This window comes from Luteirhabdus pelagi (assembly GCF_016827595.1).
Lineage (GTDB): Bacteria > Bacteroidota > Bacteroidia > Flavobacteriales > Flavobacteriaceae > Luteirhabdus > Luteirhabdus pelagi.
On the sequence record NZ_JAECMS010000001.1, the window covers coordinates 661,855 to 686,275 of the forward strand.

Annotated in this window: 21 protein-coding genes; 1 reads left to right on the top strand and 20 read right to left on the bottom strand. The window is 35.3% G+C overall.

Annotation, left to right across the window (positions count from 1 at the left end; genetic code table 11):
* Positions 1-119: 119 nt before the first annotated feature.
* The 20 genes from I4Q58_RS03030 to I4Q58_RS03120 form a co-directional block, all read right to left on the bottom strand.
* Entirely contained in the window at positions 120-1,109 is a 990-nt protein-coding gene (locus tag I4Q58_RS03030) for an energy transducer TonB (protein ID WP_203293565.1), read from the bottom strand.
* Between the two features lie 179 nt (positions 1,110-1,288).
* Complete coding sequence (locus tag I4Q58_RS03035) at positions 1,289-1,930, bottom strand: porin family protein (RefSeq protein ID WP_203293567.1); 642 nt, start codon at positions 1,928-1,930, stop codon at positions 1,289-1,291.
* A gap of 153 nt (positions 1,931-2,083) precedes the next feature.
* A complete protein-coding gene (locus I4Q58_RS03040) occupies positions 2,084-2,596 on the bottom strand; it encodes a hypothetical protein (protein ID WP_203293569.1) in 513 nt (170 codons plus the stop codon).
* Between the two features lie 212 nt (positions 2,597-2,808).
* On the bottom strand, positions 2,809-3,234 hold the full coding sequence (locus I4Q58_RS03045) for an RDD family protein (RefSeq protein WP_203293571.1): 426 nt from the start codon (positions 3,232-3,234) through the stop codon (positions 2,809-2,811).
* Between the two features lie 163 nt (positions 3,235-3,397).
* The gene (locus I4Q58_RS03050) at positions 3,398-3,772 is read right to left on the bottom strand and encodes a lipocalin-like domain-containing protein (RefSeq protein ID WP_203293573.1); all 375 of its coding nucleotides are present in this window, start codon (positions 3,770-3,772) and stop codon (positions 3,398-3,400) included.
* Between the two features lie 304 nt (positions 3,773-4,076).
* Positions 4,077-4,427 carry a lipoprotein gene (locus tag I4Q58_RS03055; RefSeq protein WP_203293575.1) on the bottom strand — a complete coding sequence of 117 codons (351 nt, stop codon included), beginning with the start codon at positions 4,425-4,427 and terminating at the stop codon, positions 4,077-4,079.
* Positions 4,428-4,619: 192 nt separating this feature from the next.
* On the bottom strand, positions 4,620-6,128 hold the full coding sequence (locus I4Q58_RS03060; protein ID WP_203293577.1) for a serine hydrolase: 1,509 nt from the start codon (positions 6,126-6,128) through the stop codon (positions 4,620-4,622).
* Between the two features lie 102 nt (positions 6,129-6,230).
* Positions 6,231-6,770: a helix-turn-helix domain-containing protein gene (locus I4Q58_RS03065; protein WP_203293579.1), complete on the bottom strand. Its 540-nt coding sequence runs from the start codon at positions 6,768-6,770 to the stop codon at positions 6,231-6,233.
* A gap of 426 nt (positions 6,771-7,196) precedes the next feature.
* Complete coding sequence (locus tag I4Q58_RS03070) at positions 7,197-7,640, bottom strand: hypothetical protein (RefSeq protein ID WP_203293581.1); 444 nt, start codon at positions 7,638-7,640, stop codon at positions 7,197-7,199.
* 70 nt (positions 7,641-7,710) lie between these two features.
* Complete coding sequence (locus I4Q58_RS03075; RefSeq protein WP_203293583.1) at positions 7,711-8,502, bottom strand: hypothetical protein; 792 nt, start codon at positions 8,500-8,502, stop codon at positions 7,711-7,713.
* The gene (locus I4Q58_RS03080) at positions 8,477-9,145 is read right to left on the bottom strand and encodes a hypothetical protein (RefSeq protein WP_203293585.1); all 669 of its coding nucleotides are present in this window, start codon (positions 9,143-9,145) and stop codon (positions 8,477-8,479) included. The genes I4Q58_RS03075 and I4Q58_RS03080 overlap by 26 nt, the downstream gene beginning before the upstream one ends.
* A gap of 43 nt (positions 9,146-9,188) precedes the next feature.
* Positions 9,189-9,317, bottom strand: a complete 129-nt coding sequence (locus tag I4Q58_RS15680) for a hypothetical protein (RefSeq protein ID WP_262896167.1) — start codon at positions 9,315-9,317, stop codon at positions 9,189-9,191.
* 353 nt (positions 9,318-9,670) lie between these two features.
* On the bottom strand, positions 9,671-12,814 hold the full coding sequence (locus I4Q58_RS03085) for a type I restriction endonuclease subunit R (RefSeq protein WP_203293587.1): 3,144 nt from the start codon (positions 12,812-12,814) through the stop codon (positions 9,671-9,673).
* 27 nt (positions 12,815-12,841) lie between these two features.
* Positions 12,842-14,782, bottom strand: coding sequence for a DUF262 domain-containing protein (locus tag I4Q58_RS03090; protein ID WP_203293589.1), 1,941 nt, complete (start codon positions 14,780-14,782; stop codon positions 12,842-12,844).
* Between the two features lies 1 nt (position 14,783).
* Positions 14,784-15,815 carry a hypothetical protein gene (locus I4Q58_RS03095; RefSeq protein ID WP_203293592.1) on the bottom strand — a complete coding sequence of 344 codons (1,032 nt, stop codon included), beginning with the start codon at positions 15,813-15,815 and terminating at the stop codon, positions 14,784-14,786.
* A gap of 6 nt (positions 15,816-15,821) precedes the next feature.
* Entirely contained in the window at positions 15,822-17,501 is a 1,680-nt protein-coding gene (locus tag I4Q58_RS03100; RefSeq protein WP_203293594.1) for a reverse transcriptase domain-containing protein, read from the bottom strand.
* A gap of 187 nt (positions 17,502-17,688) precedes the next feature.
* The gene (locus tag I4Q58_RS03105) at positions 17,689-19,449 is read right to left on the bottom strand and encodes an ATP-dependent nuclease (protein WP_203293596.1); all 1,761 of its coding nucleotides are present in this window, start codon (positions 19,447-19,449) and stop codon (positions 17,689-17,691) included.
* 9 nt (positions 19,450-19,458) lie between these two features.
* Complete coding sequence (locus I4Q58_RS03110; protein ID WP_203293598.1) at positions 19,459-19,668, bottom strand: KTSC domain-containing protein; 210 nt, start codon at positions 19,666-19,668, stop codon at positions 19,459-19,461.
* A 12-nt stretch (positions 19,669-19,680) separates the two neighbouring features.
* On the bottom strand, positions 19,681-20,817 hold the full coding sequence (locus tag I4Q58_RS03115) for a restriction endonuclease subunit S (RefSeq protein ID WP_203293600.1): 1,137 nt from the start codon (positions 20,815-20,817) through the stop codon (positions 19,681-19,683).
* A 124-nt stretch (positions 20,818-20,941) separates the two neighbouring features.
* A complete protein-coding gene (locus I4Q58_RS03120; protein ID WP_203293602.1) occupies positions 20,942-22,507 on the bottom strand; it encodes a type I restriction-modification system subunit M in 1,566 nt (521 codons plus the stop codon).
* A 675-nt stretch (positions 22,508-23,182) separates the two neighbouring features.
* Between I4Q58_RS03120 and I4Q58_RS03125 the strand changes: the two genes are divergently transcribed.
* The gene (locus I4Q58_RS03125; protein WP_203293604.1) at positions 23,183-23,983 is read left to right on the top strand and encodes a hypothetical protein; all 801 of its coding nucleotides are present in this window, start codon (positions 23,183-23,185) and stop codon (positions 23,981-23,983) included.
* The last annotated feature ends 438 nt before the right edge of the window (positions 23,984-24,421 follow it).

The window sequence follows — 24,421 nt, forward strand, 5'->3', positions numbered from 1 at the left end:
TCCTTGTCAATGTACTGATTTTTCAGCTAGGATACGGAAGTTGGTTTTCTATAATCCTTTTCAATGGTATAACCATCAACCGCACGCAATGAGCATTATACGGCTTTGTAACACGTTTCTTAGTTGAATAATTGTTCCTCGAGCATTCCTTTTTTGTAGGCTTTATAAAACTTCTTTGTTTTAGAATTCATAGGAACATTATTTTCCTTGTTACCAATAAATTCTAACAAAATTTTAGCTCCACCAAGTTGCACTTCCTTTACATCTTCTTGTTCACTATATTTTTGACCATCTTTTGGCTTGCATTCTAAAATTCGATTGTGATTTATCTTTTGATCCAATCCGTAATTTATCATGGCAACAGCGTAAAGAAACTGTTGTTTGTTTTCGTTGGTTAAAGCGTCATAGAATTTTCCAAAGGTTGGTATTCCCATTCCAGTTTCTTTATTCATCCAAAATCCTACGATTTGAGTGGCTGATTTAAATTCATTTCCATTTGGGTAAACTGGATTTGAAAAGATATACTGGCTTGCATCAAAAATCAGATTTTCATAATCTTCGTATGTAGGGTATTCATCTTCTTGCATTTTCGCCAATGATACTGAAAAAAGTTCGTTAGACGAAGAAGGAAATGTGAATGAAGTCCAAAGTCTGGATTTCACAACTTTTTCATTAAACTCACCAGGCCTAAATTTGATAGCAGTAATAACTTCACTTATGATTTTGTTTATCGATTCGGACTTTGGATAAGAACTAACAGTCAAATCAGTAACTTTCGAGTCTTCTGTAATTGTTAAGTGAACATAAACATGACCTTTAAAGCCAATTTCTGAAGGAAGGTTAGGATAAATGAGGTTTCTTAAACTTTGTTCAGAACATGAGATTTGTTCTTTTTCTGAAAGTTCAGGACTACAATTATTTTCAAAAGGTAATTTTGTTAAAACTGCATAATGATAAATTCCCTCTTTTTCTTGTTTAAACGGTTTTACCTTATATCCTCTTTCCGCGGTTTTATCTGCATCCAAAAAATGTCCCTTGGGGATTTGTCCAATTCCTAAAAATGGAATTAAAAGTAAAAAAGGTAAAATATATAAATTGCAATCTTTCATTTTTGTTGATTTGGTTAAATGTGCTAAAATGGTGCTATATAGTGCTTCTAATAATGGGGTTGACTTTTAATTTGTGATTTCCAGTAGCGCTAAATGTTTTGTTTTACCACCATACTTTTCATTCCTTTATCCTCACCTGCCAAGCACGTTGTATGGTGTAACAAACAAATGTATCACGATCATAATTGGTATTCAATCCCCAGATTCAATACGGATGATTTTACCTCAAATAAATCTCGTTCTATTAATCCAAAAAAGTATCGTACGTTTAACGCAATAGTCTCATTTAGTTCATAGCCTGCCCCTACCGCGAGACCAAGATCAAATGTATCCGGATCAAAATCCATTGTTTGGTTAAATGAAGGATCATTAAAAGGTGATTCGATCAATTCTTCATTTCGATTGAGGATAATCCCGAATTGCGGCCCACCCTCGAAGTAAAATCTATCAGCTACAAAATATTGGGCCATTATTGGTATTTGAACAGTAGTTTCCGTTGTCTTGGTCTTAAAAGGCCCAATGACAGGTAGTTCATCGGGTCCTTCACGTACCTCGATATCACCTGTTACAAACCTTGATCCGTGAAGGGCAAAAAGTATTTCTGGTTGTATTTTTAGTTCTTCAGTAATGCCAAAATTGACATATCCTCCTACAAAAAAGCCCACTTTGTATTTATAATCTGCTCCTATCAAAGTCCCAGAATATTTAGCTAGGTTAGGTCCGGCTTTTATCCCAAATTCTGTTTGAGCAATTGAATTTAAATTAAGTAAGGCCATAAAAAGCACTGTCAATAGTATTGGTCTTCCCATACGTGTTTTCATAAAAATTGTTTGTAAAAGTCTTGAATAACACCGCTGTGGTGCGGTCGTCAATGTACGGATTTTTTAGATAACCGTCTTTTTAAAAAGGCTTATAGGATACTCAATAAGGTCAATCGTCTAAGCAATGCACATATACATTGTAGTGTAGCATTATTAATTAATCATTTTCCATAAATAACTAGGAAAAACAGGCTTATCAATATAGAATTCAAATTCGCGTAATGCTGACTCATATAATCCAGTATATTTTATTTTGGAAACAGGCATTAGAAAAATAAAATCGGGATGTTTTGGGGTTCCTTCTAATCCTATACAAACAATTACTGGCTTATTATTATTTACCTCTTTATATCTTTTTAATTGTTTATTATTAGTCCATTCAACTTTGTCTTTAAAAAAACCCTTTCTGAATTTAGCCTCAACATAGAATTCTTTTTTAGTCTTTTTACAACGGAACAAAAAGTCTGGATATAGAGTACTTTCTATATAATCGCCTTTATTTTCCTGATAAGAGTGCGTTTTATGTATAAGCTCATATTTATCTTTTGGAAAAACAATTTCTCTTACATAATTTTCAAATTCATCCCCTTTGACAAAAGATTCAGGTTTATCGATTTCATTTACAACTGCTTTTGCTATTCTAGATATTTTATTTATTAATCCCATAATAAGCTAGATTTTAAATACTAATAAGTTCCCACGGTAACTCATCATTAATCAGTCTTAAAATGCTACACAACGGTCTTGTATAACGCCCACGTTTAGCGCTAGGTCAATTTACGGATTTTTCAGCTATGCTTTTTCTTTGTGTGATTTTACGAAATCTAATACTGTTAACCAACGCCGCCAAATTCGTCGTTATACCTTGTTGTGAAACGTTATTTTTTCTTTGTGTCCATTACAACACAAGTATCAGATATTTGGTCGTGCCAACCTCTATCTGAAAATAGATATGATATCGGATCAAATGGAATCAACCGAGCTGTATTTCTCCCAAGTATATTGATAAATGTAGGCTTACTTCCATTCTTTTTCACAACTTTTGTTTTTGTAAGAAACTTACCAGGCGTCTTTCCAAAGTAATATTCAAACAATGCGTGGAACATAGCATAGAGAAAAAAGAAATAAATTCCGAACCAGTTCGATCCCCCTTCGGGCATAATTCCAAGCCATTCATCTAGTATCAGGGCATGTAGGAAGACTATAAAGTAAAATCCAATTGTGTCAATTAGATTATGACCAAATCGGATCCCTTTATCAGCTAGATTTAATTTTTGATTTTCTACTTGTTGCTCGTTTTGCATTGGGTATCAATAATTCGTTACAACGGTCATATGTAACGCTTCTCGCTAAGCGGTTCTGTAATTTACGAATTCTTAGATAAATATTGTTTTAGAAAACTAACAGGCTCTTCACTCGTGCAACTAACTCCGCTTAATGAGCGTTAGTTGTTGTGCATAGTTTATATCATTTAATTCTTCTTAGTAAAAACTCGCCCAACCCAAGTTTTAAAGCAAGCTCATCTTGAGTTGATTTCAAAATTTTAAATTCTAGAGGGCCTCCTTCTACACCTGAAACAGCTATAGTTTTAGAATCAGCATCGAAAATCCAAGTTCCGCTCGTTTTTTCCCCCATCATAGAGGTTTCAAATTTTCCATCAGATTTAAAATTCAAATTCCATTTCCCAATTATTTCAGCTTTTATATAGGCTAATTGTTCTGGTGCAATATTCTCATTAAGGGCTTCACTAAAGACCCAATTACCAACAATTAAATCAGGTTCTTGAGCGATTGAATTTATCGATATAAATAAAAAAGAAATCAAGATTATTATTTTTTTCATTTTCTGTATTTTATTATTTACCAGGTTGATTTTCAGTGTAATTGACATTCAGGTATTACAAAACTTTCAACGGTTTTGCTGAAATGTAAGCTTTACTTTTTCTAAAGTTATTTTTAACTATGCTAATTTTTAGCCAACCTATTTCAGGAAAGTTCATGGACTCAATAAGTGCGTAACGGTATCGTGTAACATATTGTTTTATTGTCTTCGAATTTACGAAATTTTCAAATAAGCTTGTTTGTCATGAATCTGGAAGAAAGCAATAAAATTAAACATGATGATGACGCCATGCGTCGTTATGCAGTTATTTAATTCTTTTCATTTTCCATTCCCATTTTCCGCTAGTACTTTTTCCAATTCCAGTAATTAAATTAACTGACTTCATCTTTCCATCATAATTTGAGAAACCATCGTTAAATTCAAAATGGATTTCACTACCAGATTGGGTCCAAGAGTCATTTTCGGGGGTATTGTCATTCGGATGTGTGCTTTTAATTTTTCCGTTCTCTTTAAATTCAATCTGATAAGTCCAGTCTTCATCATAATATTCCCAAGTAGAACCTTCAACTGAAATTTCCGATTCCGTTACGTTTTTTAAAGGATTACAACCAGTTAAAATTATTAAGATTAATGGTATTAAAATTAGTTTCTTCATTGCTTCAGTAGGACTTTATAATTAGTTACAAAGGTCTTGTATAACCACCCGTTGCGTGGGTTTTCAATGTACGGATTTTTCGGCAGTAGCCTTTTCTTTTTTTGGTCTGAGGGAAATTCAATACAATTGACGAACGCAACGCTATGAGCGTTTTACCTCAGTTCGTTGTTGTGTGCCGTGCTTTTATGAAATTTACTCTAAATTACGCCTCACAATTTCCTTTCCAATTTCACCTAGGTATTCACTGATTATTTTTTTCCAGATTATCAATCCGTTTTCCGAATTGATAAATACAATTAATCCCTTTTTGGATTTGGGCAACAAGATAGCAATGCACTTTGTACCGTAATCACCTCCAGTATGGACAAGTGCAAATTCATCCTTTGGTAAACCAGGAAAAACTTGCATTCCCAACCCCCAATAAATACCATCCTTCATAGTTGTTTGTGGATGTATAAAGTCATTATAGAGTGTTTCTGAAAGCTCGGCCCCGTTAATGATATTCACTAGGAACTTCCCATAATCCTCAACGGTTGTCAATAGATTGGCTGCCCCATTGGGTTTATAATATTTCTGAAATTCAATAGGAGTACCTTCTTCATCACTTTCTACAGCATATCTGTTTTCATCCATCTCTTTAGTCCAATAAAAATGCGTATCGTTCATTCCTAAAGGTGAGAACAATACTTCATCGGCAATTTCTTCCAATGATTTTTTAAACTTTTTTTCTAAAGCTTTTCTTAGCCACTCAAAACCTTCCCCAGAATATTGAAACTTTGTTCCAGGTTCAAATTCAAATACTAACTTTTTATCTTCACGTAAATATCTCCAATTTGGCAACCCCGATTTTTGACTTAAAATGGTTCTTGTTGTCAATTTATTTAAGAAGGGAGCGTCTTCTACTTCAGCATCAACATAGTATCTTGAAATAGACTCATCTAAATTCCATTTCCCTGCTTCAACTAATTTTAGAGTGACCATAGCCGTAATGGGCTTTGTGAGTGAAGCCACTTTGTAGATGCTATTATTGGATATTGCGACATTTGGTTGTTGTTCACCAAAAGCTCGAACCTGTTGTAGTTTTCCATTTTCAATATACCCAATGGATATAGAAGGAATCTTGAGTGCCTTTAACAATTTTTCTATTTTCGAATCATTATCAAATAGTGGAAATGGATAATTATCTTCAAACATTGCAGGATATTTTTTAGGCTGCTGGTGGTCATAGCTTATTCCGCTATAAAGTTTCCATTTCTCACCCTCAAGTAACCAAGTATGGATGAATTTTCCATTAGCCGTAAAGCGTAATTCCTTGTTTGGTTCTGCAATAAAAAATTCGTGTTGTCCCATTTGAACGGCACCATATAGTTTTCCCCCATTTTTGAGGGGGTAAACAATCAAACTACCTTCCACTAATTTTCGAATGGGTTTATAGTTTTCGTTTGAACAAATACTTTCCTCAAAACCTTTAAAAAACGCTTCCCTGTTCTGAAGACCATTCTGGTCGTGCATAAACTGAAAGTCTTGATGCAGTAAAGACTGTAAAACCTCTATATTACAATTGTTAAAACACTCGTTAAAAATCAGGCTATCTGCTTTTTTTAGAGCAATAAATACATCTGAATTATTGATAATCTGAGCGCTACTGTTTTTTAGGATAAGAATTAAGACAATTGCAAGGAGTAAATTATACGATTTCATTTTAAATTTTGATTGATGTTTGAAATCACAAAATTCTAAATGCTAATTAAAAAATCAGTACTATCTTACCTGACAATTAAGCGACAATTTCCCGACAACCCCCTATAAAAAGCTAAAATTCAACTTGATATATAGTTTTTGGTTTTTGTCTAATTCAACAGTGTTTCTAATAATCACATATAGATTTACGACAACCGAAAGAACTAAAAGTATTAAGGTTAGTTCTTTGGTTACTCCGAACCATCTACTTACAAATGGACTTAAAAGAATACATACTGCTGCAATAATTGTGTAGAATAGTTGAATTGAAACAATTTGCTTTGTTATTTCATTCACTTGATTTTTATGCTTCATAATAAACCAAGGAAGTAGTATGTTGATTGGTGGAAGAATGATACCAAGAGTGGAAGAAAGATTTATATACTTGGCAAGTTGGTAATTTATAGCTTCCTTTACAGATGTGTTTCCTTTCAAATCATCTTCAGAAACTCCTAAAGCCTTAGCAAGTACTTTTAAAGTATGCCCTTTGGGTTCTGTTCCTTTTTCAATTCGTTGAATGGTTCGCTCAGAAACACCTGCTTTTTCAGCTAATTCTTCTTGAGTAAGATTTAGGTTTGCTCGATATTTTAGTAACTTATTCAATAGGTGAGGTTCTTATGGTATAGCACACAACGGTCTTGTATAACGCCTCGCGTTTGGCACTCTGTGAATTTACGCAATTTTTAATCGTAGCGAAAATTGGTTTTTGTAAGCTGTTTCAATAGTTAAACCAACTGTGCAGTTATGCAGCGATCACCCCGACATTGCGGGAATCCAGGGGTAGTGCAAAGCACTTTATGATCATATCGTAGTCAAAAGCCAAGAGCCAGGAACCAGAAGCTAAAAAAACCCTGCTGATCACCGATCACGGCTCACCGTTCACTATTTACAGACTAATTACTAACGACTACTTTGGAATTTGTGATTTGGGATTTTATTGACGCCATCGACTAACAGCCAATAGCCAGTGGCAAAGAAGCAAAGCAACGGAGAAGCTGAGTTTCTTTAGTGAGTTTACATATGATAAATTTATTTCTTCAGTAATCTTTTGGCTACATCGAGGGAAGCACAACAAATATTCCCATAAGAATCTTCTCCCTTTTTAGTCAGCTGATAGGCATTTACAAAATTATAATAAGCTATCACCGCTTGGTTATTATTTTTTGCCTTGATCAATAGCTCATAAGACGAGCGTCTAATATCTTTTCGCAACATATCATCTACATACTGACGTAGCGTTTCGTCACTCACCTCAACGGGAGCATTAAGTTTCTTTCTGAATGCTTGACGTCGCGTTCGAGTATTGTGCTTATCCAAGACATTTCGCAACCGATTTTCCTTATATGCCTTAAAATCCTCAGCATCCTTATACGGAAATGCTATATAAGCTCCTCCGTCTTCCTCGGGTTGATGAAACCAAATTCCTTTCTTCAGTCGCTTTTTAAGCTTTCTGGGGATCTTGAGTTTTTTCATGTCTAAAATTTTCTACGCCTAATATAATAACATGGTTTATCTATGAACTAAAATAGTAATAATAGAGTTGCTATTCTAGTTCTTGGGCCTCACAGTAAGCGATAATTTGTTGTGCTATAACGTAGGGAAATTTATGCACGTCTTGTGGTATTTCGTTTAAATCTGAAATATACTCTTTCAATTTCCGATAGTCCAATTCAGTTATTTCTGCCAGTTGTCCTTTTGAGATCATTACACCATCTTCAAACCGTTTTATATACGCGTCGATATTATCGGAAATATTAAGTTCTCCACCTTTTTCAATAAACGTAGAAACGATTTTCATATACTCCAATAAATTAAATTTTCTCTTTGCAAAATTTGAATCCGAAACATCATATAAATCAAAATGTTTCATCCATTTTTTGAAGATTCTATTACCCTTTATACCTAAAAGCCCCCTAGTTTCTTTAATAGTAAAATAAACTTTCCTAGCAATGTCTAAAGGAAAATCAAGAAATGGCGATTTTCCTGACCGATCATATTTCTCAACAACCGTCCTCATCTTCATTAATTTCGGAGAAGCAATATTAACGGTAGAATCATTTGGCAATCCCTTTATCGCTTTAAAGAAGTCTGATAAGTTATCAGTTTCGGAAAAAGCACCCATCACTTTCATCCATTCATCATATAAAAGGTCTTCTTTTAGCGCCTCTAAAAACGCTTCATCCGAATTCGAACTGGATTTTAAAATCTTTAAACGCTGCGCAGCCTTCTCTTTACCTCCATAGAAAGTGGCCAAAACATTTTCCAATAGTAAAGCTTGGAGAGTTTTGCCTTTTTTTTTGAAATCCTTCTCAATTGTGCTTTTCATTTGTTTCATAATGCTGTGTATTGTAAAAAAATAGCGACATTCCAACTAAACAATATTTTATTTCAACATCCAGCATTCTATATCCAAGGATATTGGAAGCCTCTTTCGTTTCATGCGCATCAATATGTTCTAAAAATTGCTTTACTCTAGCCGGGGAAAATTTATTCATTGTATATTCCTTTTCAAATCGTTTGTTCAGATCGTTGGCTAGGACCCTATAATCTCTCAATGCTAATCCTTTGACCATATTTTCCTTTGTTATGGCTTCAAAATACCCCCAAGGCTCATTACCCTGCCACTCATTAATTATTTCACTTGCTTCTAATAGTGTATATTTCCTTCTGCCTTCTAATCCATTCAACTTTATATGCTCTTCGAAATATTTATTAAAAGTATTGTTGCTTACATTGAAAATCTTCAAAAAATCCTTTTTATAAATTTTAGCGATAAGCATAGGTTCTAAAAACGTATACAGTTCTTCAACCTTATAATCTTGAACAGCCTTTTTCCGTATATCAATAAAACCTGAAAAATGGAATATGTATATAAGAAACCTTTTAAATGATTTGAAATTATAGTTTAAAATACAGTGGAGCATAAACCAAAAGGGTATACCGTCTTTGAACCTTCTTTTCTTAAATGGCTTTTCCATAGAAAAAGGCTGCACGAAGCAGCCCATTTATATTATTTGTATTCTATTTCTTTGATGCAGCACGCTGCGCCCTCGATGCAAAACTATTCTTTGAAACGGTTCCACCTCCTTTTTTTGCTGTTGCACTTTGCACTCTTGCTGCCGCCTTTGGTGTCATTTTTTGTTTACTCATAATTCTTGTTTTTAAAAGTTATTACAAAAATAAATCAGATGATTTTTTCGATGCTAAACTTTGATCGTTAGCAATCCCAACGATAAAATTTGGGTCTAATTCTCTTCCCTAGAATGCCAATACTCATCGTTATTAGGATTCAACTGATTGGAATGATTGTCTAAATCGGCTTGTGTTTGTGAATTATTATCGTTCATACCATGAAAATTAATGTACTGCCCACGTTGTAGGTGTTTGGCGCTACCTGTCGTTGGCACAAAACTAAACAGCAATAATTTTCTTAATGTAAATGAATGCAGGATAGCGGAAAAAATATTATTCATATGTGGTAGGATACTTCTCAGTACACTAAATTATCCAACATTTCTTTTAAAGTTCTCTGCTTGATCGAAAATTTCCTGATAAACTTCATCCCTTTCTACAGGAGGATATCCATGTTTATCCAATAGTAGGATAAGCCCAACTTTCAAAGAAGCCTTAATATCCTCTCGTTTGTTCCAGTCTGGAAACTTGGCTTGGGTATTCACTAAGCTTTTCACTTCTTTTGCTAACTCTATTAGTTTATCTTCTGGGTAATGGAATTCATATTTTTTGCAGAGCTCCTTTAAGATGTCATAGAATGCTTTTTCCTCAAAATCGATTCCTAATTTATCGCCCGAGGTAAATTCTTGTTGGATTTGCCAAATCAAATCCGTTAGCTGTTCAGCCATTTCCTCATAAACTTCACTTCGTAAAATATCATTTTCATCCCGTTGATTATATTTTTTCACTAAGGATTCCATTTTTCTGGAGAAGTCGACACCCTTCACCTTATTCACTTTCTTCATTTCACCTATGGCACGAGCCAATAGCTGTTGCAATAATTTAATTTTGGTATTTGGAAGCTTAATTTTTTCAATTTTTGCCAAATAGTCTTCATCAAAAATGTCTTGTTCTTTCTCCGTTTCCTCACCCATTTTGAAGATTTCTGCAATACCATCACTCTGCAGTGCATCCTTAATCATCTCCCTTACCTTGGCATTCATTTGAGCCGTATCTGGTGCATCACCTTTTGTCAACTTAAAAACTATCGATCTAACTGCTAGATAAAAATGCGTATAATCCCTTTCTTTCTGCGTTAACTCTTCGCTACCTGCGCATATGTCATAGGCAGCTTTAAGTCGCTTTACCAACCCCATAAACCTAGTTTCCGTTTCTTTGGTTCGCTGTACAAATTCAGCAGCCATATTAAGAGTATTTAACTGTTCGAGTGGTGAACCATTAAAATATTTGGAATTGTCAAACGTATGCATGAGTTTAGACAATACATCCAAATGGTTTCTAACAACAACCAAGGATTGCTGAATATCCTCAAAATTATCTTTATCGCCCTCAGAATATTCCTTCAGTGCTAAATTCATTTGTTTTTTGATGCCGATATAATCTACAACCAACCCCTTGTTCTTCCCTTCAAATTTTCGGTTTACCCGTGATATGGTTTGTATTAAGTTATGCTGTCGAATCGGCTTATCGATATAGATACTATCCAAAAATGGAACATCAAAACCAGTTAACCACATATCGACAACAATGGCAATTTTAAAATTGGACTTTGCATTCTTGAATTGCCTATCCAGTTCTTTTCTGTACTCCTTAGTACCTAATAACTCGTACATTTCTTTTGGATCATCCTTGCCACGGGTCATAATCATTTTAATACGCTCCATAGGCTTGATCATCCGCTTTTCCCTATCTGTTAGGACAGCGCCTTCTTCAGCAACTCTCACTTCCGTCCATTCTGGCCGCAATGCAATTACATTTTTATAGAATTCGTATGCTATTTCACGAGAACTACTAACAAACATAGCTTTCCCCTTAACCGTAGCTCCTTCAGCAACGCGATTTTCATAGTGCGTAACAAAATCCTCAGCAAGTTCCTTGAGTCTATCGGGGTCGCCTAAGATGGCATTCATATTAGCAGATTGTTTTTTGCTTTGCTCTACCTGATATTCATTGGCACCAGCTTCTTCTGCCGCTTGGTAATATTCTTCTATTTTTTGTAATTCACTATTCTGTAGTGCAATCTTGGCAGCACGACCTTCATAAACAATCCTAACCGTAATTTCATCCTTAACCGATTCTGTCATCGTATAAGCATCTACCACCTTCCCAAATACATCTAGCGTCGCATCAATTGGTGTTCCTGTAAATCCAACATAAGTAGCATTAGGCAAAGAGTCATGAAGGTATTTAGCAAATCCATAGGATTTTCGTACTCCTTTTTCGGTAACCCGAACCTTTTGGTCCAAGTTGGTTTGACTTCTATGTGCTTCGTCGGAAATACAAATAACATTCGTTCGCTCTGTCAGAAGCTCTATATCTTCCGTAAACTTATGGATAGTCGTTAAAAACACCCCTCCACTTGCTCTACCTTGTAACAATTCCCTAAGTTCGGCTCTGCTTTCGACACTTGTTATAGTATTATCGCCAATATAGTTTTTCGCATTAGTGAACTGCCCTGAAAGCTGATCGTCCAAATCGGTCCGATCAGTGATTAGCACAATGGTTGGGTTCTCGAAATGTTCGCTTTTCATCAGCAATCGTGTCAGAAAAAGCATGGTATAGCTTTTTCCACTTCCCGTGGCACCAAAATACGTTCCTCCCTTCCCGTCACCTTCAGGTTTCTGTGCCTTTTTTATACTATCGTATAATGCTCTTGCAGCATAATACTGAGGGTAGCGGCAGACGATTTTTTCATCTTTTTTTGACGTATCGGGGATGTAGATAAAATTTTGAATTATATCCCGAAGTCGGTTTTGGTGAAACATGCCTTGAATAAGTGTAAACATACTATCAATACCATCTACATCTTTGGTCAAACCTGAAATCCTTCTCCATGCATAAAAAAACTCATAGGGTGCGAAAAAAGAGCCTGCCTTGTTGTTTACCCCATCACTAATGACACAAAAAGCATTGAATTTAAAAAGCTCGGGGATATCTCTTTTATAACGTGTGGTTAACTGAACATAGGCGTTGTGAATGGTACAATTTTCTTGAATAGCAGTTTTGAACTCAAATACCACGACCGGTAATCCGTTAATGTAAATTATGCCATCCGGAATGCGTTTTTCTGTGCCTACAACCTCGAGTTGATTGACGAATTTATAGGTGTTGTTATTGGCTTCCGAAAAATCTATGAGGTAGATCCAAATATCCTTTTGACTACGGTCCTCCCGTTTAAAACTGAAACCGTCGGATAGCCATTGCATGGCGGTTTTGTTGGACTCATATAAATCTGAGGCGGGTAAGGTTTTTAATTGTAGTATAATCGCCTTTGCCTCGGTTAGGGTGAGCCCTTCTTGGCCATATTGACGTAATAAGAAGCGAATTAGATCATCCTCGATGATGACCTCATCTGGACTTCGATCGATGGTAGTACCCAAAACATGAGGATAACCTTCTTCTCCCAATAATCTTGCAAATACTTCCTCTAATTTTGCTTCGGTGAATTTAGCCATAAGTTTGAAGGATAGTAAAAAGAAATATTAATTTGAATAAATTTCCTTTATTAGTTCAAATAAAAGCTCTTGCCGCTCGTCGATTGCACTTACTTCGAGCAAACCATTTTCATCAGGTTTGTAACTTTTAAAATTTTCTTTAATTAAACTCTTACAGCTATTTAAAGAAGCTTTATTGATTGAATCAGTCAAGATTCGATTCCAAATAAAACCACTATTTGCGTAAGATTTTTTCTTACGACGATATTTCCAATTGCTGGTTCGAATATTTTCATTTCCCTTCATTAATAACAATGCACCTAATCGATCTCTTTCGTCAATGAACAACTTCTCGTCATAAGCGCCATCATCATCGACAAATTGGTCCATTATATCATCATTCCATGAGAAAATATGCTCAAGGTGAAAACCATTTTTAGGCTTGTTTCCTGAGTGTGTGATAAAGTGAAGTGAATATTCCTTTGCGAACGATTGTTCGCTTAAGAGGTTGGCCAAAAACCAATCTATCCTTCCAAAAACATACTTAGTAAAGCGGCCGTCGCGGCTTGCACGACTAAAGTATTTATATTGAAATATTTCATTAAAATTCTTAATAGGAAACCCTTTTTCTCTCAGGAACGGCACTGTAATTCCATCAAAACATTCAGAAATTTTATTAAGTGGTTTATTTCGGATTGCAACTGATAAATCATAATATAATTTCTGTCTATCGTTATTATCGCCTGCGTTTATTAATCGAGAAATTGTGTAAAACTGATCAAATTTCTTCGCTACCATTTCAATTTTTGTATCTTCTTCGGCGTCATTAAGGGAAAGTGCAGATAATAAAAGTAAATATTGCTGCCCCTGTTCATTAGCATAATTTGAAGCTAAAAATATATTTTTATTCTCGGTTGCCCAGCCTTTTACCTTCAGATACAACTTGTAGTAGTAAATAAAATCATTTTGAATAAATGAATAAATTTGCTCCGGATTACTTCGATCTAAATCCTGAATGATTCTGTCATTAGAAAGTAAGTTTCTGTGATACTTATTTGCAAAGCGGTTATACTGTGTGGCATTGTCCGCATATTTAGCGCGAAAATAAGTCCGAAAAAAATCATCAACATTTTTATATGTTCCATCGATTTCAAAGAAAGTTTGCAGAGCAGTATTCCAAATAGCATTACACTCCTCCTTAACCTTTATATCCAGAACACCTAATAACATTCCTTTAAGCACTTCATGAGGATCCAACTCTTTACCTCGGTCATTGGCCGTTTCGAAAATCATTGCAACATCTTCTTTGTGTTTAATAACTTGCTCTATGATAAGGACTTTTTGAAGAAGATTATAAACATAATAGTTGTATTTTTCAATTTCAAAGCTACCATCGGAATTAAAATAATCATCATAATATTTTGATATGACCTCGTAGTTGTTATCAAGATTTTGCTGAGTTATATTGGCTATATCACTTTTTTCTATTTCCTCTTTTTCAAAAATTTTTGCAATAATCTTATTACGATCTTGATTGGAAATTTTAAAATGTTTTATGCTAGCCATGTCTTCTTCATAAATCAAATCTCCAATAAATTTCTTGACATTAAGAATTATACCCTCTTTGTTATTTCCAATATGATAGAGCTTGATTAAAATGAGTAAAAGCGTTGTAAGTCTTTGCTGACCGTCAACAATATAAATATTTCCTGATTGCTCATTGAGCATAATTGTATTCAAAAAATAAGGCTTGAAATTACTCTCGACATCATTTAGAATTTTTGGCAACTCTACTGATTGATTTCTTTTATTCTTCGCCATGTTATTTTCGAATCGTAACTCAATGTCCTTGAGCAACTGTGTTACAACCTTATAGTCCTTGTCATCCGCCCATCGATAATCTCTTTGATAAACATCAAGACTATACGGTTTTGGCTTCCCAAAAATGTAATTTAAATCCCTCTCTTCTACTTCAATTAGTTTTGCCATGTTATTGCTTGTTTATCTCTTTCTCAATCAACTTAAATCGATCCTTCACTCCCTCTCCCATATAAAAATCGAGCATGTCTTTTTTTGTCAGCGTACCGGTTTCTAAAAACTGAGCGAGGTATTTTTGGTTGAATTCCATTAACAACATCGATTTTTCCAATTGCTTTAGAATCTCTCGGTTGTTGTCTATGTTTCTTTCAACCAAGCTTTTGATGGTTGTTATTTCATTAATGTCCTTTACAATACGCGTAATGAGCATGGCCAAGACATCCTTATCCAAATCTACCTGTGTTGCATTTAGGGCGATATCCCGCGCCAACATATAGGCAATCATTAAATTGGAGTAATCGCCTTTTTGCGAATCGATTATGGCGATAAAACCAACTTCTGGAATATAGCCGACATTTTCCGTAAATTTTAAAATGGAATTATCTACCAGGGAGATATCAAAAACGATAAGACCGACCTTAGCATTTCTATTGGCCGTTGCCTCTATTAACTGGCTCCATGCGGTATCGGTTTTACGGGTAAAAATGTCTTTGCCTTCAATCTCACCAAGGCGTGCACTTTTATCAAACTTACATTCAATTACGATTTTTAGGTCGCTATTGTCTGCTATCTCACAAACAATATCGCCTGTTTTGTTTCGGGGCAAAGCACCCGCCGCATTACCAGTAAGAATGGCTTTATCCTTTATTCTCTTTTCTTTAAAAAACATATTGAGTGCTTCGGCTACTTCGTCTTCTGCCAGGGAACCTTTTACACTGGTTTTGTAAAACAGTTCCTTTTTCATCTCAAAAATCATCTTTAGGCTTTCCAACTCCGTTCCTAATTCGTTGGTGGTCTTGGCCAAAAAAGCAGAAATACGGTCTTCCATCAATGCCAACACACCAATATACAGCGCTTTAAATAGCTTATCATCACGTTCTTTGGCAGGCAGGTTATCGAAATAGTTAAAAACGATGTCGTTGTCCAGCTCAAATTGTTGGACTTCTACCCGTTTTAGTTTTTGATTGAGTTTAATGTTGGACATAATTATTTATTTAAACTGAAAATAATAACTAAATGGAGAACCATAGTATTTTGGTTCTTTATTTAATTGTGCCGTTTTTCGATTCTTGTCTGGTCTGTTGGCACGATCCATTTTTCTCAGCGATTTATCTAAGCGAGCCAAATTCATCGCTCTTTTTTTATCTAAATATCGAGGTTGAAATTTAATATGATTATATTCTTTCAGCAATTTAAAGCCAGCAGTCCAACACATCTGACCTTCTTTATTTGGGTAAAAAACAGTTTGTCTTCCAACAGACATGGACAATAATCTTTGCATAAGTCTGAACTTAATCGCTTTTTCCGATATTCTAAAATTATGATTTTTTCGGATTAAAGTATTAACCATTCCTGTTTCTCTGATTTGTTTTTCTATCTCTTTCCTAAGTGAAGACCTTCTAACTCTTATTTTTAGGTCATACTTCAATTGATAACCTACAAAGGAAAGCCAAGGTACATTTGCAACTGTATCTTGAGTTCTATCATTTTTAGCCCACAGATAGGGAGCCTTGGATTTTGACTTCCAAAAATCTTTAGAATATTCAGTTATTTCAGTAAAAGGATGGCTAAGCAATTTTATTTCTTTTAATGCATCACTATATATTCTTAAAATTTTTTGACACTCCTTCCTCGATGGGTTAATTAAAACCATATCATCACAAAAGCGAGCATAAAATTGTTCGTTTTTAATTGTTGCATTAACAACTTTCTTATCTACTTCATGCATTAATAAATTAGCAATTAAGCAAGAAATAGCACCACCCTGAGGCACTCCAATTTTATCAATAGCAGGGTTTGAACCCACCTCTAGAAGTTCTTCTTCGCTAACCCATCCAAATTTACTTTTGGGAGGCATTTTTAAACCCTGAACATCAAAATTGAAAGAATAGCTATCTAAATAAGAATAGAAAATATTTTGGGCCCTGGAATCTATTTTAATATCCTTTGATTCACATTCATATATTCTGCTCTTAAAAATATGTCTCGCTGTTCCATGATTAACACAATCATAAAATTTCTTTATATCGCACTCTGAAACGTATAGATCAATATTTCCATATTTTTTTTTATAGTCTATAATATCTTCAACCGCCAAATGGTGCGTAAAGGATTTTCCATTTTTCTTAATTGACCGAAAAGCGTAAGAGCAATCCTCAAACAAAGGGTCAAAACAATCTGTTAAATATTTATTGCACTGACTAATTATTATTCGATCCTTGTATTCAAAATGTGCAATTGGTCTATATATCGAGATTCCATCCTTTTTCTCCTTAGGTTGCCGAATTATTAAAGGTTTAGGAACAGTATAATTTCCCTTTATTACATTAGTTTTTAAGTCGGTTAAAAAGTCTTGAAGTTTTTGATGCCAAGCTTCTTTAGGAACAGATCTTAGTTTTCTAGTTTTCCGCAATATGGTTCTTTCAAGCTGAATCGCATTTATTTCTAACGCGCTTTTTCCTTTTCTTTCTTTCTTAGTTAGTCTTAACCAGCTATTTCTACTTGGAAACATTTCATAAAAATCATCTATTGTGGTTTTACCTTTTTTGAGTAATAGCTTTTTATGAAATATTTTGTCATGTTCTTTCTTAGCAAATATGACTCGTTTTCGGCAAAGCACCTTTAACAGTTCCCGATCAGAAAAATAATATTCAAAAGATTTTGTTGCCATATTATAAAAAATGCCTTTCACTCTGGGCCGGATTACTACCGGAATCGAATCGAATGTACCATCCAAAATTGTTGTATATTATGGAAAATACAAGGGCTAACATAGAGTAGCGTTTAAAGAAACAATATACAATTTCCATTAGCCATACTTCTATCTACTCTGAAACAGTGCTGAACACTTAGCAGAGTTACTCGGCATTTATAATATTATTTAAAAAATTCAATATTGGAACCTTATAAATTTCATCATTTTCAAGATTTGGATAAAGAGTATCTTTCCAATATAAGTTTGCATTATATGGCTTTCCATCAGAATTATTATAATCACTTGAATACTTTAAAGTCTCTGGAATTTCGTCTACCTGATGCGCTGGCTCAAAGGTTGGCTCATGATAATGAAATAATCCTGTTGAATAGCCCTTCTTAGAAACATCTTTTTTATATTGTTTGTAGATTGATTTCTGTATTCCAGTAGAAAATATTGTTAAGCCTAATTCATCCTTAACATCTTCTTTAAATTCAGAACTATCTGTGTCACATATAATATGATATTTTATAAAAAATTTTGAAAATATTTTTTGATAAAATGGAATGTTGTTTACTGTACCGCAGTTTATTACAAATAATTCTTTCTCAGGTTTTTTTTCAGTTAAATATCCTCTTAATATTATTTCTTCCGTTGGGCCTTCTATCAATATTACTTCATCTGCATAAAATGATTCACATATAAAAGGATTAAACCGCAGTACTTCGTGCATTTCTTGTTTCAATTCCTGTTTAGTTCTTACCTTTTTTGATTTTTTCAAAAACTCATCATTAATTTGGTGAAATTTCGTACCCTCATTACCTTTAACCATTCTAACCAGAGACGAATTTTCTTTAGTAATATCTATCATTTGTGGTGAATGAGATGCACATATAATTTGATACGGTGATTTAGATTCACTGACTCTGTAGATTAAAGACCTTAATTGTTTCATCAACTTTGGATGCAGAAAAAGCTCAGGCTCTTCAAACAAAACTATATAGTCTTTTCTATTTTCTTCCCTATGAAACTCTTCTGCAATATCCTTCATTAGTAATAAAGAAAAAATAGCGGAACGAATAGCGCCGTGCCCAATTTTATCGTACGTTGTTGGAATGTTTTCATCTTTCTCACCTTCAGGATTTTTCTTTTCAAAATGAATTGAAAATTTTTTCCCCATTGCATGTTCTGTCCATTTTACTTTATCCTGTTCCTCAAGTTCAATACTTGTTTGAGGAAATAACTCTTGAAAATGCTTATTAACTTCCTCTTTGTATTTTTTAATTGATTCTGGATTATATAATTTGTCTTGAAGCTCTTGAATTTTAGCTTGAGCTGCTTTGAGCTCTTCTCTTTCTTTATCTTTAAAATTTATTTCAGCCTTACTTTTTAATACTTGATTTATTATAGTTTCTACTTCAGATTCTGATGGCATTGCCTTGATAAGAATTGGTGTTGGAAGAGCATCTCGAAAAACATTATCTAAACCAATTCCACCATAATTCTTCGCTTCCCAACTCTTCGCATTATAATCCCAAGTATAGTTCTCTGTATTTTCAAATGTTATTTTTTTTCCACCTTTAGGTTTAAGTACTTTGCGGATCTTAAGAAGATTGTCTTCATTTAACCATTTTTTTAAACCCTCACTTTTTTGCTTAATTGATTCTTTTTTGAAATCAAAATCATCTAATTGCAAAACAATCTCAAATTCTATTATATTCTCAGGATCCATTCGAAAGATATCTTCTGGCTTTGGTGATGTATTTTTATAGAAAAAATCATATGCCATTAGAAAGCTAGATTTTCCAACATTATTTTGACCAAGAAGAAAAATGGTATTTGAATCTTTAAATTCAATCGTGTTGTTTTGAATTCCACCTGATATACCTCTGAAATTATTAACTCCAAATGTTATAATCCTCATAATCCTTAATTATAATTTTTGATAATTATAGTTTTCTTTAATATTTGTCGAAAAATATACCCCCTGAGAAGACGCGCTCATTAAATTTTCGTATTCGTTTTCAGGAACATCGTAATATTGATAAACGGTTCCACCTTTAAATTCTATTTCTAAAGTTTGTGAATTGGCATCATAACCCACAGACACTATATTTGATGACCTTACTGATTCTCTTTCCATAATTTTATAAGTTTAAATTATTGATTCCGTTTTCTCCTCCTCAACCCTTGTCATTTTTGAAAGAAGAAGATTAATCAAAGATTTGAGACTTGAAATTCCCTCAATCTTTAATAGAATTTCATTTTCTATTTTTTGACTAATAGTATCGAAATCGGTTATTAATTTTTCCGAATCAGATGGCAAAGGCAATACTAAATTTTTAATTGTTGAATGTGTGATTGCGGGCATTGCGACAGCTAAATCAGATGACTTAATTAATTTTTGAATATCCTTATCATTTAAAAAATAGTATAGAAAATTTTTTGAAATAATTTTATTGGTTGTAATCTTAAATAAATTGTTTGCAATAATACCTTCAATCCTTCTACACACTGTACCTGCATCTCCATATCTTATCATCACTATGTCGGTTTCGTCAGCAAAATACTTCTTATCATTTATGTCCACATATCTTGGTGGTTCATTAGTTCTAGGTGTATAATCAATAATTCTTACAAACCTGTTCATTTGTCCAGTTATATTTGAATCAAACTGTAAATCTGTATCCACTTGTATCCCTTGTGACATAAAGCATAAATCACCAAGTCTTACAGCATTCCACCCCTCCGGAATCTCTTTATCCAGCTCTTCATTATATACCATCTTACCTCCAGAGGATTTGTAGCCTTTGGTGAAGTCTATTGTATGGTCTTCGATAGGCTCAGACTGACATAAATCTACAGGAAACTCAAAATCAACAAACCAATGTTTGTAAATTGCTTGCGCGGTTTCTTCTAGCTTTAGATTGAGTTTTTCGTTGAGTCTGATACGATTGGCAACAGTATTGTATTCGTTAACGATTTCTTGTTGTCTTTCTATAGATGGGACGGGTAGTTCTACTTCGCACATTTCATCCCAATCAAAAGTTTCTCTAGTACTTCCATGACTCATAAATCTGGCATATCTATCAAATTCCGGTCTACGGAACCACATCATTAAGTATTCAGGAAGTAATTGCATATCATCAACAATCTCAAACACTTTATACGATTGTGAAATAATGGCCTTATCATAATCTTCCAATAAGGCAATCGAGATTTTATCTCCATTTCTAGAAGTAACAGGTCCGTAAGCGAATTGCCCTTTTCGAACAACCTTATATCTAGACATATTCGTTCCAATCGTATTTGCTATCGATGGAATTAATACCTTCTGAATACTAACTCCCAATAGCCGGTTAATACTTGAATCTGTATTTCGAATATTGACTTCTTGAATGTAAGATCCCAATTTTTTATAGTTCAATCTCAAAGCCTAGTTCTTTAAAAACATTCAACAAATCTTTTTTAGAGGCTTTCTGTTGCTGTAGCAAATCGGTCATTTCTGCTTGTAAGGCTGTCATTTTTTCATCGAAATCAATGTTTTCATCATGGTTTATAAACTCAATATATTTGCTGGGTACCAGGGAAAAATCTTTTTTAGCTACTTCTTCATATGTGGCACTGTAGCAGTACTCAGGCACATCCTGATAATTATTTCCTTCCTGTTGCCAATCATGATAGGTGTTTACAATATCGCTTATCTGTTTTTTAGACAATTGAATATACTTTTTCTCAAATGGTTCACCAATTTGGCGTAGGTCCATAAACAAAAGTCCCTTTTCACGGTTGCGGTAGTTTCGAGTGGTATCGGGCAAGGTGAGGGTTCGTGCTGTTTTGTTTTTGTTCAATATCCAAAGCGTCACGCTAATATCCGTGGTATAAAACATATTCCTTGGAAGAATAACTATGGCTTCTACCAGATCGTTTTCTATCAGCTTTTTTCGGATCTTATATTCGTCACCTCCACCAGACAAGGCACCATTGGCCAAAATAAATCCGGCTACTCCATTTTCAGAAAGCTTGCTTACCATGTTTAAGATCCACCCATAGTTGGCATTGCTTTTTGGCGGCACTTCGTAGCCCTTCCAGCGAGGGTCGTCCAATAACTCATCTGCCCCCCGCCAATCCTTTTGGTTAAAGGGTGGGTTGGCCATGATGAAATCGGCTTTGAGATCCTTATGCTGGTCCTGGGCAAAGGTGTCGGCAGCTTTTTCGCCCAAATTGGCGGCAATACCCCGAATGGCCAAGTTCATCTTGGCAAGTTTATAGGTGGTATTTGTATATTCCTGCCCATAGATAGAAACCTCTTTTTTGTTTCCATGGTGCGCTTCAATAAATTTAATGGACTGCACAAACATTCCTCCAGAGCCACAGGCAGGGTCGTAAATGATACCCTTGTAAGGTTCTATCATTTCGGCAATCAAGTTTACGATACTTTTAGGGGTGTAGAACTCACCTTTTCCCTTTCCTTCCTTTAACGCAAATTTTGATAGGAAATATTCATAGACTCTTCCCACGATATCCTGCCCTTCATCTTTTAGCGTATCAATTTCATTAATCTTATCGAGTAGGGAAGCAAGCTTGGATTTATCTAGGCCCAATCGAGAAAAATAGTTGTCGGGCAAGGCGCCTTTAAGGGAAGGGTTGTTTTTTTCGATATTGTGAAGCGCTGTATCAATTTTTATGGCGATGTCATCTTGTTTTGCATTTTTGCTAATGTAGGACCAACGCGATTTTTCTTCGAGAAAGAAGACATTTTTCATATTGTAGAAATCCTTCATCTCCACATACTTTCCCTTCCCTTCCGCGATCAGTTCCGTTCTGCGTTGTTCAAATTTGTCACTTGTGAATTTGAGGAATATCAATCCCAAGACGACGTGTTTATATTCAGATGGTTCTACCGAACCTCGTAGCTTATCGCAGGATTGCCAAAGGGTTTCCTCGATGGATTTTGATTTTTCTATTTTCTTTTTGGCCATGAATTATTGTTTGAGTCCTTCCAAAGATAGAATATTCAAAACGGAATCTTTTATCTATCTGGCGCTTGTAGGAACTATAAAAACTGTTTAGGATAAATGGTATTATCCAACGGTCTTATGGCTAGGAAATTAATTGGGAGTATTTCAAATATAGTAAATTTTGATTTGTCGCTTTTCAGCACGTAAACTATAAATTGCTTTATATCATTTTGAAAGTTAAGATGATCTATTGCATGTACATTACGGCTTCCCGTAATCACCCCCTAAATTTCAACTGTAGAAAATATCATATTCGGCTCTTTTTTACCTCCAAACGATATAAAATGGTCATTTTCACATCCTTTTTAAGTTAAAAATCACCTATTTTTTCGCGTTTTTGGGTCACATCTTAAGCCTCAAAAATGTTAAAATTTTTGCCCCCATTACGTAGTAATGCCTTTTTGCATTTCGCTGATTTTCAAAGTTTTATTTGGAAATTTCGAAATTTTGATTTTCCTTAGCTACTGCGTTTGGTCCGAACCATGCATTCCGCATTCTTCTACCCCCCCGTAGACCAATCCCATGCTCCTCCCGATAGTCAACTGGCTATCTGCTGTAATTTGAATTGAAATGCGCGATTTCAATAATTATGTTTAACCAGATGCCCCAATTTTGGCATCGCAAATTCTTTAAATTATGGCCAAGCAAATAAACTTTGTAAGGTTCGAAGGTACCCTGGGTGGGCTAACCTTCTACAAAAAGGACGGAGTGTCCTTAGTGAAAACCAAGAGCGAGGTTAGCAAACAACGGATCCTAACCGACCGCAACTACCAACGGACCCGCGAGAACATGCGGGAATTCGGTGGCGCCGCAAAGGCCGGGAAGGCCCTGCGGGAAGCCTTTGCCAGCGTAACCCAACTGATGGGCGATAGCTACCTGGCCTCACGCCTCACTGGGCTGATGAAACGCATCAACCTAAACGGCGCGGGACCGCGTGGCGCACGCAGTATCGATATTGCAAGCAACGGCGCCTTATTGGACGGGTTTCCGTTTAACCCAAAGGAAGTGCTATCGTCACGTTTCTTTGCACCCTACGACGCGCCAACCCTTTCGGCCGATCGTGATACCGTTACCCTTACCATTCCCGATTTTGATGCGGGAAGCTTTGTAAAAGCACCGCAAGGGGCAACCCACTTTCGGCTGGTACTGGCGTCAGGCCTGATCAGTAATTTCGAGTACGAGCCTGCCGTAGCGCAGTACGAACCAACCGACGATGCCCTTAACGGACTAGGGAGTGCTGTGTATAGCAACGACCTATCGGTACAGGGTATGGTCGGAAGCGATACCACGCTATCCATCGACCTCGGCATCGGCAGTGCATTGCCCGCCACCGTGTCCAATGTCGTGGCACTGGGTATCGTGTTCTACCAAGACCAAAACGGAACGCTATACGAACTCGCCAGCGGAAATGCCATGGCAGTAGTATACGTAGGATAGACACCTACCCGCAACGGCACAATGTACATTTCTTTTTTATCAAAGAGGGTTAGTTTTTGGGGCGCTAGCTCTCTTTTTGCAGGTAGGCCGTGAACCGTGAGCCGTGAACCGTGAACTGAATATAGAGTCTAATTGACTAATTTTCAAATTTACTAATTTTCAAATCGTACCATCTTCTCCACTCCTCAACTCATAGACTCCTTAACTTTGTTCACTTCTCACATCTTCCTTTAACTATTAATTCTTAACTCCTAACAGCTAACGGCCAAAAGCCCAAAAAAGCCTATCGCATAAAGCTTACAGCGTATAGCCTACCGCTTACAGCTTCTATCGACTAATGACTAATGACTACCGACTAACGAAATACCATCCATTTTCAAATCATCAAATTTTCAAATCATACCATCTTCTCCACTCCTCAACTCATAGACTCCTCCA

Bases quoted from the DNA above. Each gene is read 5' to 3' on its own strand.
- I4Q58_RS03030 (WP_203293565.1), bottom strand. From the start codon at position 1,109: ATGAAAGATTGCAATTTATATATTTTACCTTTTTTACTTTTAATTCCA.
- I4Q58_RS03035 (WP_203293567.1), bottom strand. From the start codon at position 1,930: ATGAAAACACGTATGGGAAGACCAATACTATTGACAGTGCTTTTTATG.
- I4Q58_RS03040 (WP_203293569.1), bottom strand. From the start codon at position 2,596: ATGGGATTAATAAATAAAATATCTAGAATAGCAAAAGCAGTTGTAAAT.
- I4Q58_RS03045 (WP_203293571.1), bottom strand. From the start codon at position 3,234: ATGCAAAACGAGCAACAAGTAGAAAATCAAAAATTAAATCTAGCTGAT.
- I4Q58_RS03050 (WP_203293573.1), bottom strand. From the start codon at position 3,772: ATGAAAAAAATAATAATCTTGATTTCTTTTTTATTTATATCGATAAAT.
- I4Q58_RS03055 (WP_203293575.1), bottom strand. From the start codon at position 4,427: ATGAAGAAACTAATTTTAATACCATTAATCTTAATAATTTTAACTGGT.
- I4Q58_RS03060 (WP_203293577.1), bottom strand. From the start codon at position 6,128: ATGAAATCGTATAATTTACTCCTTGCAATTGTCTTAATTCTTATCCTA.
- I4Q58_RS03070 (WP_203293581.1), bottom strand. From the start codon at position 7,640: ATGAAAAAACTCAAGATCCCCAGAAAGCTTAAAAAGCGACTGAAGAAA.
- I4Q58_RS03075 (WP_203293583.1), bottom strand. From the start codon at position 8,502: ATGAAACAAATGAAAAGCACAATTGAGAAGGATTTCAAAAAAAAAGGC.
- I4Q58_RS03080 (WP_203293585.1), bottom strand. From the start codon at position 9,145: ATGGAAAAGCCATTTAAGAAAAGAAGGTTCAAAGACGGTATACCCTTT.
- I4Q58_RS15680 (WP_262896167.1), bottom strand. From the start codon at position 9,317: ATGAGTAAACAAAAAATGACACCAAAGGCGGCAGCAAGAGTGCAAAGT.
- I4Q58_RS03085 (WP_203293587.1), bottom strand. From the start codon at position 12,814: ATGGCTAAATTCACCGAAGCAAAATTAGAGGAAGTATTTGCAAGATTA.
- I4Q58_RS03090 (WP_203293589.1), bottom strand. From the start codon at position 14,782: ATGGCAAAACTAATTGAAGTAGAAGAGAGGGATTTAAATTACATTTTT.
- I4Q58_RS03095 (WP_203293592.1), bottom strand. From the start codon at position 15,815: ATGTCCAACATTAAACTCAATCAAAAACTAAAACGGGTAGAAGTCCAA.
- I4Q58_RS03100 (WP_203293594.1), bottom strand. From the start codon at position 17,501: ATGGCAACAAAATCTTTTGAATATTATTTTTCTGATCGGGAACTGTTA.
- I4Q58_RS03105 (WP_203293596.1), bottom strand. From the start codon at position 19,449: ATGAGGATTATAACATTTGGAGTTAATAATTTCAGAGGTATATCAGGT.
- I4Q58_RS03110 (WP_203293598.1), bottom strand. From the start codon at position 19,668: ATGGAAAGAGAATCAGTAAGGTCATCAAATATAGTGTCTGTGGGTTAT.
- I4Q58_RS03115 (WP_203293600.1), bottom strand. From the start codon at position 20,817: ATGTCTAGATATAAGGTTGTTCGAAAAGGGCAATTCGCTTACGGACCT.
- I4Q58_RS03120 (WP_203293602.1), bottom strand. From the start codon at position 22,507: ATGGCCAAAAAGAAAATAGAAAAATCAAAATCCATCGAGGAAACCCTT.
- I4Q58_RS03125 (WP_203293604.1), top strand. From the start codon at position 23,183: ATGGCCAAGCAAATAAACTTTGTAAGGTTCGAAGGTACCCTGGGTGGG.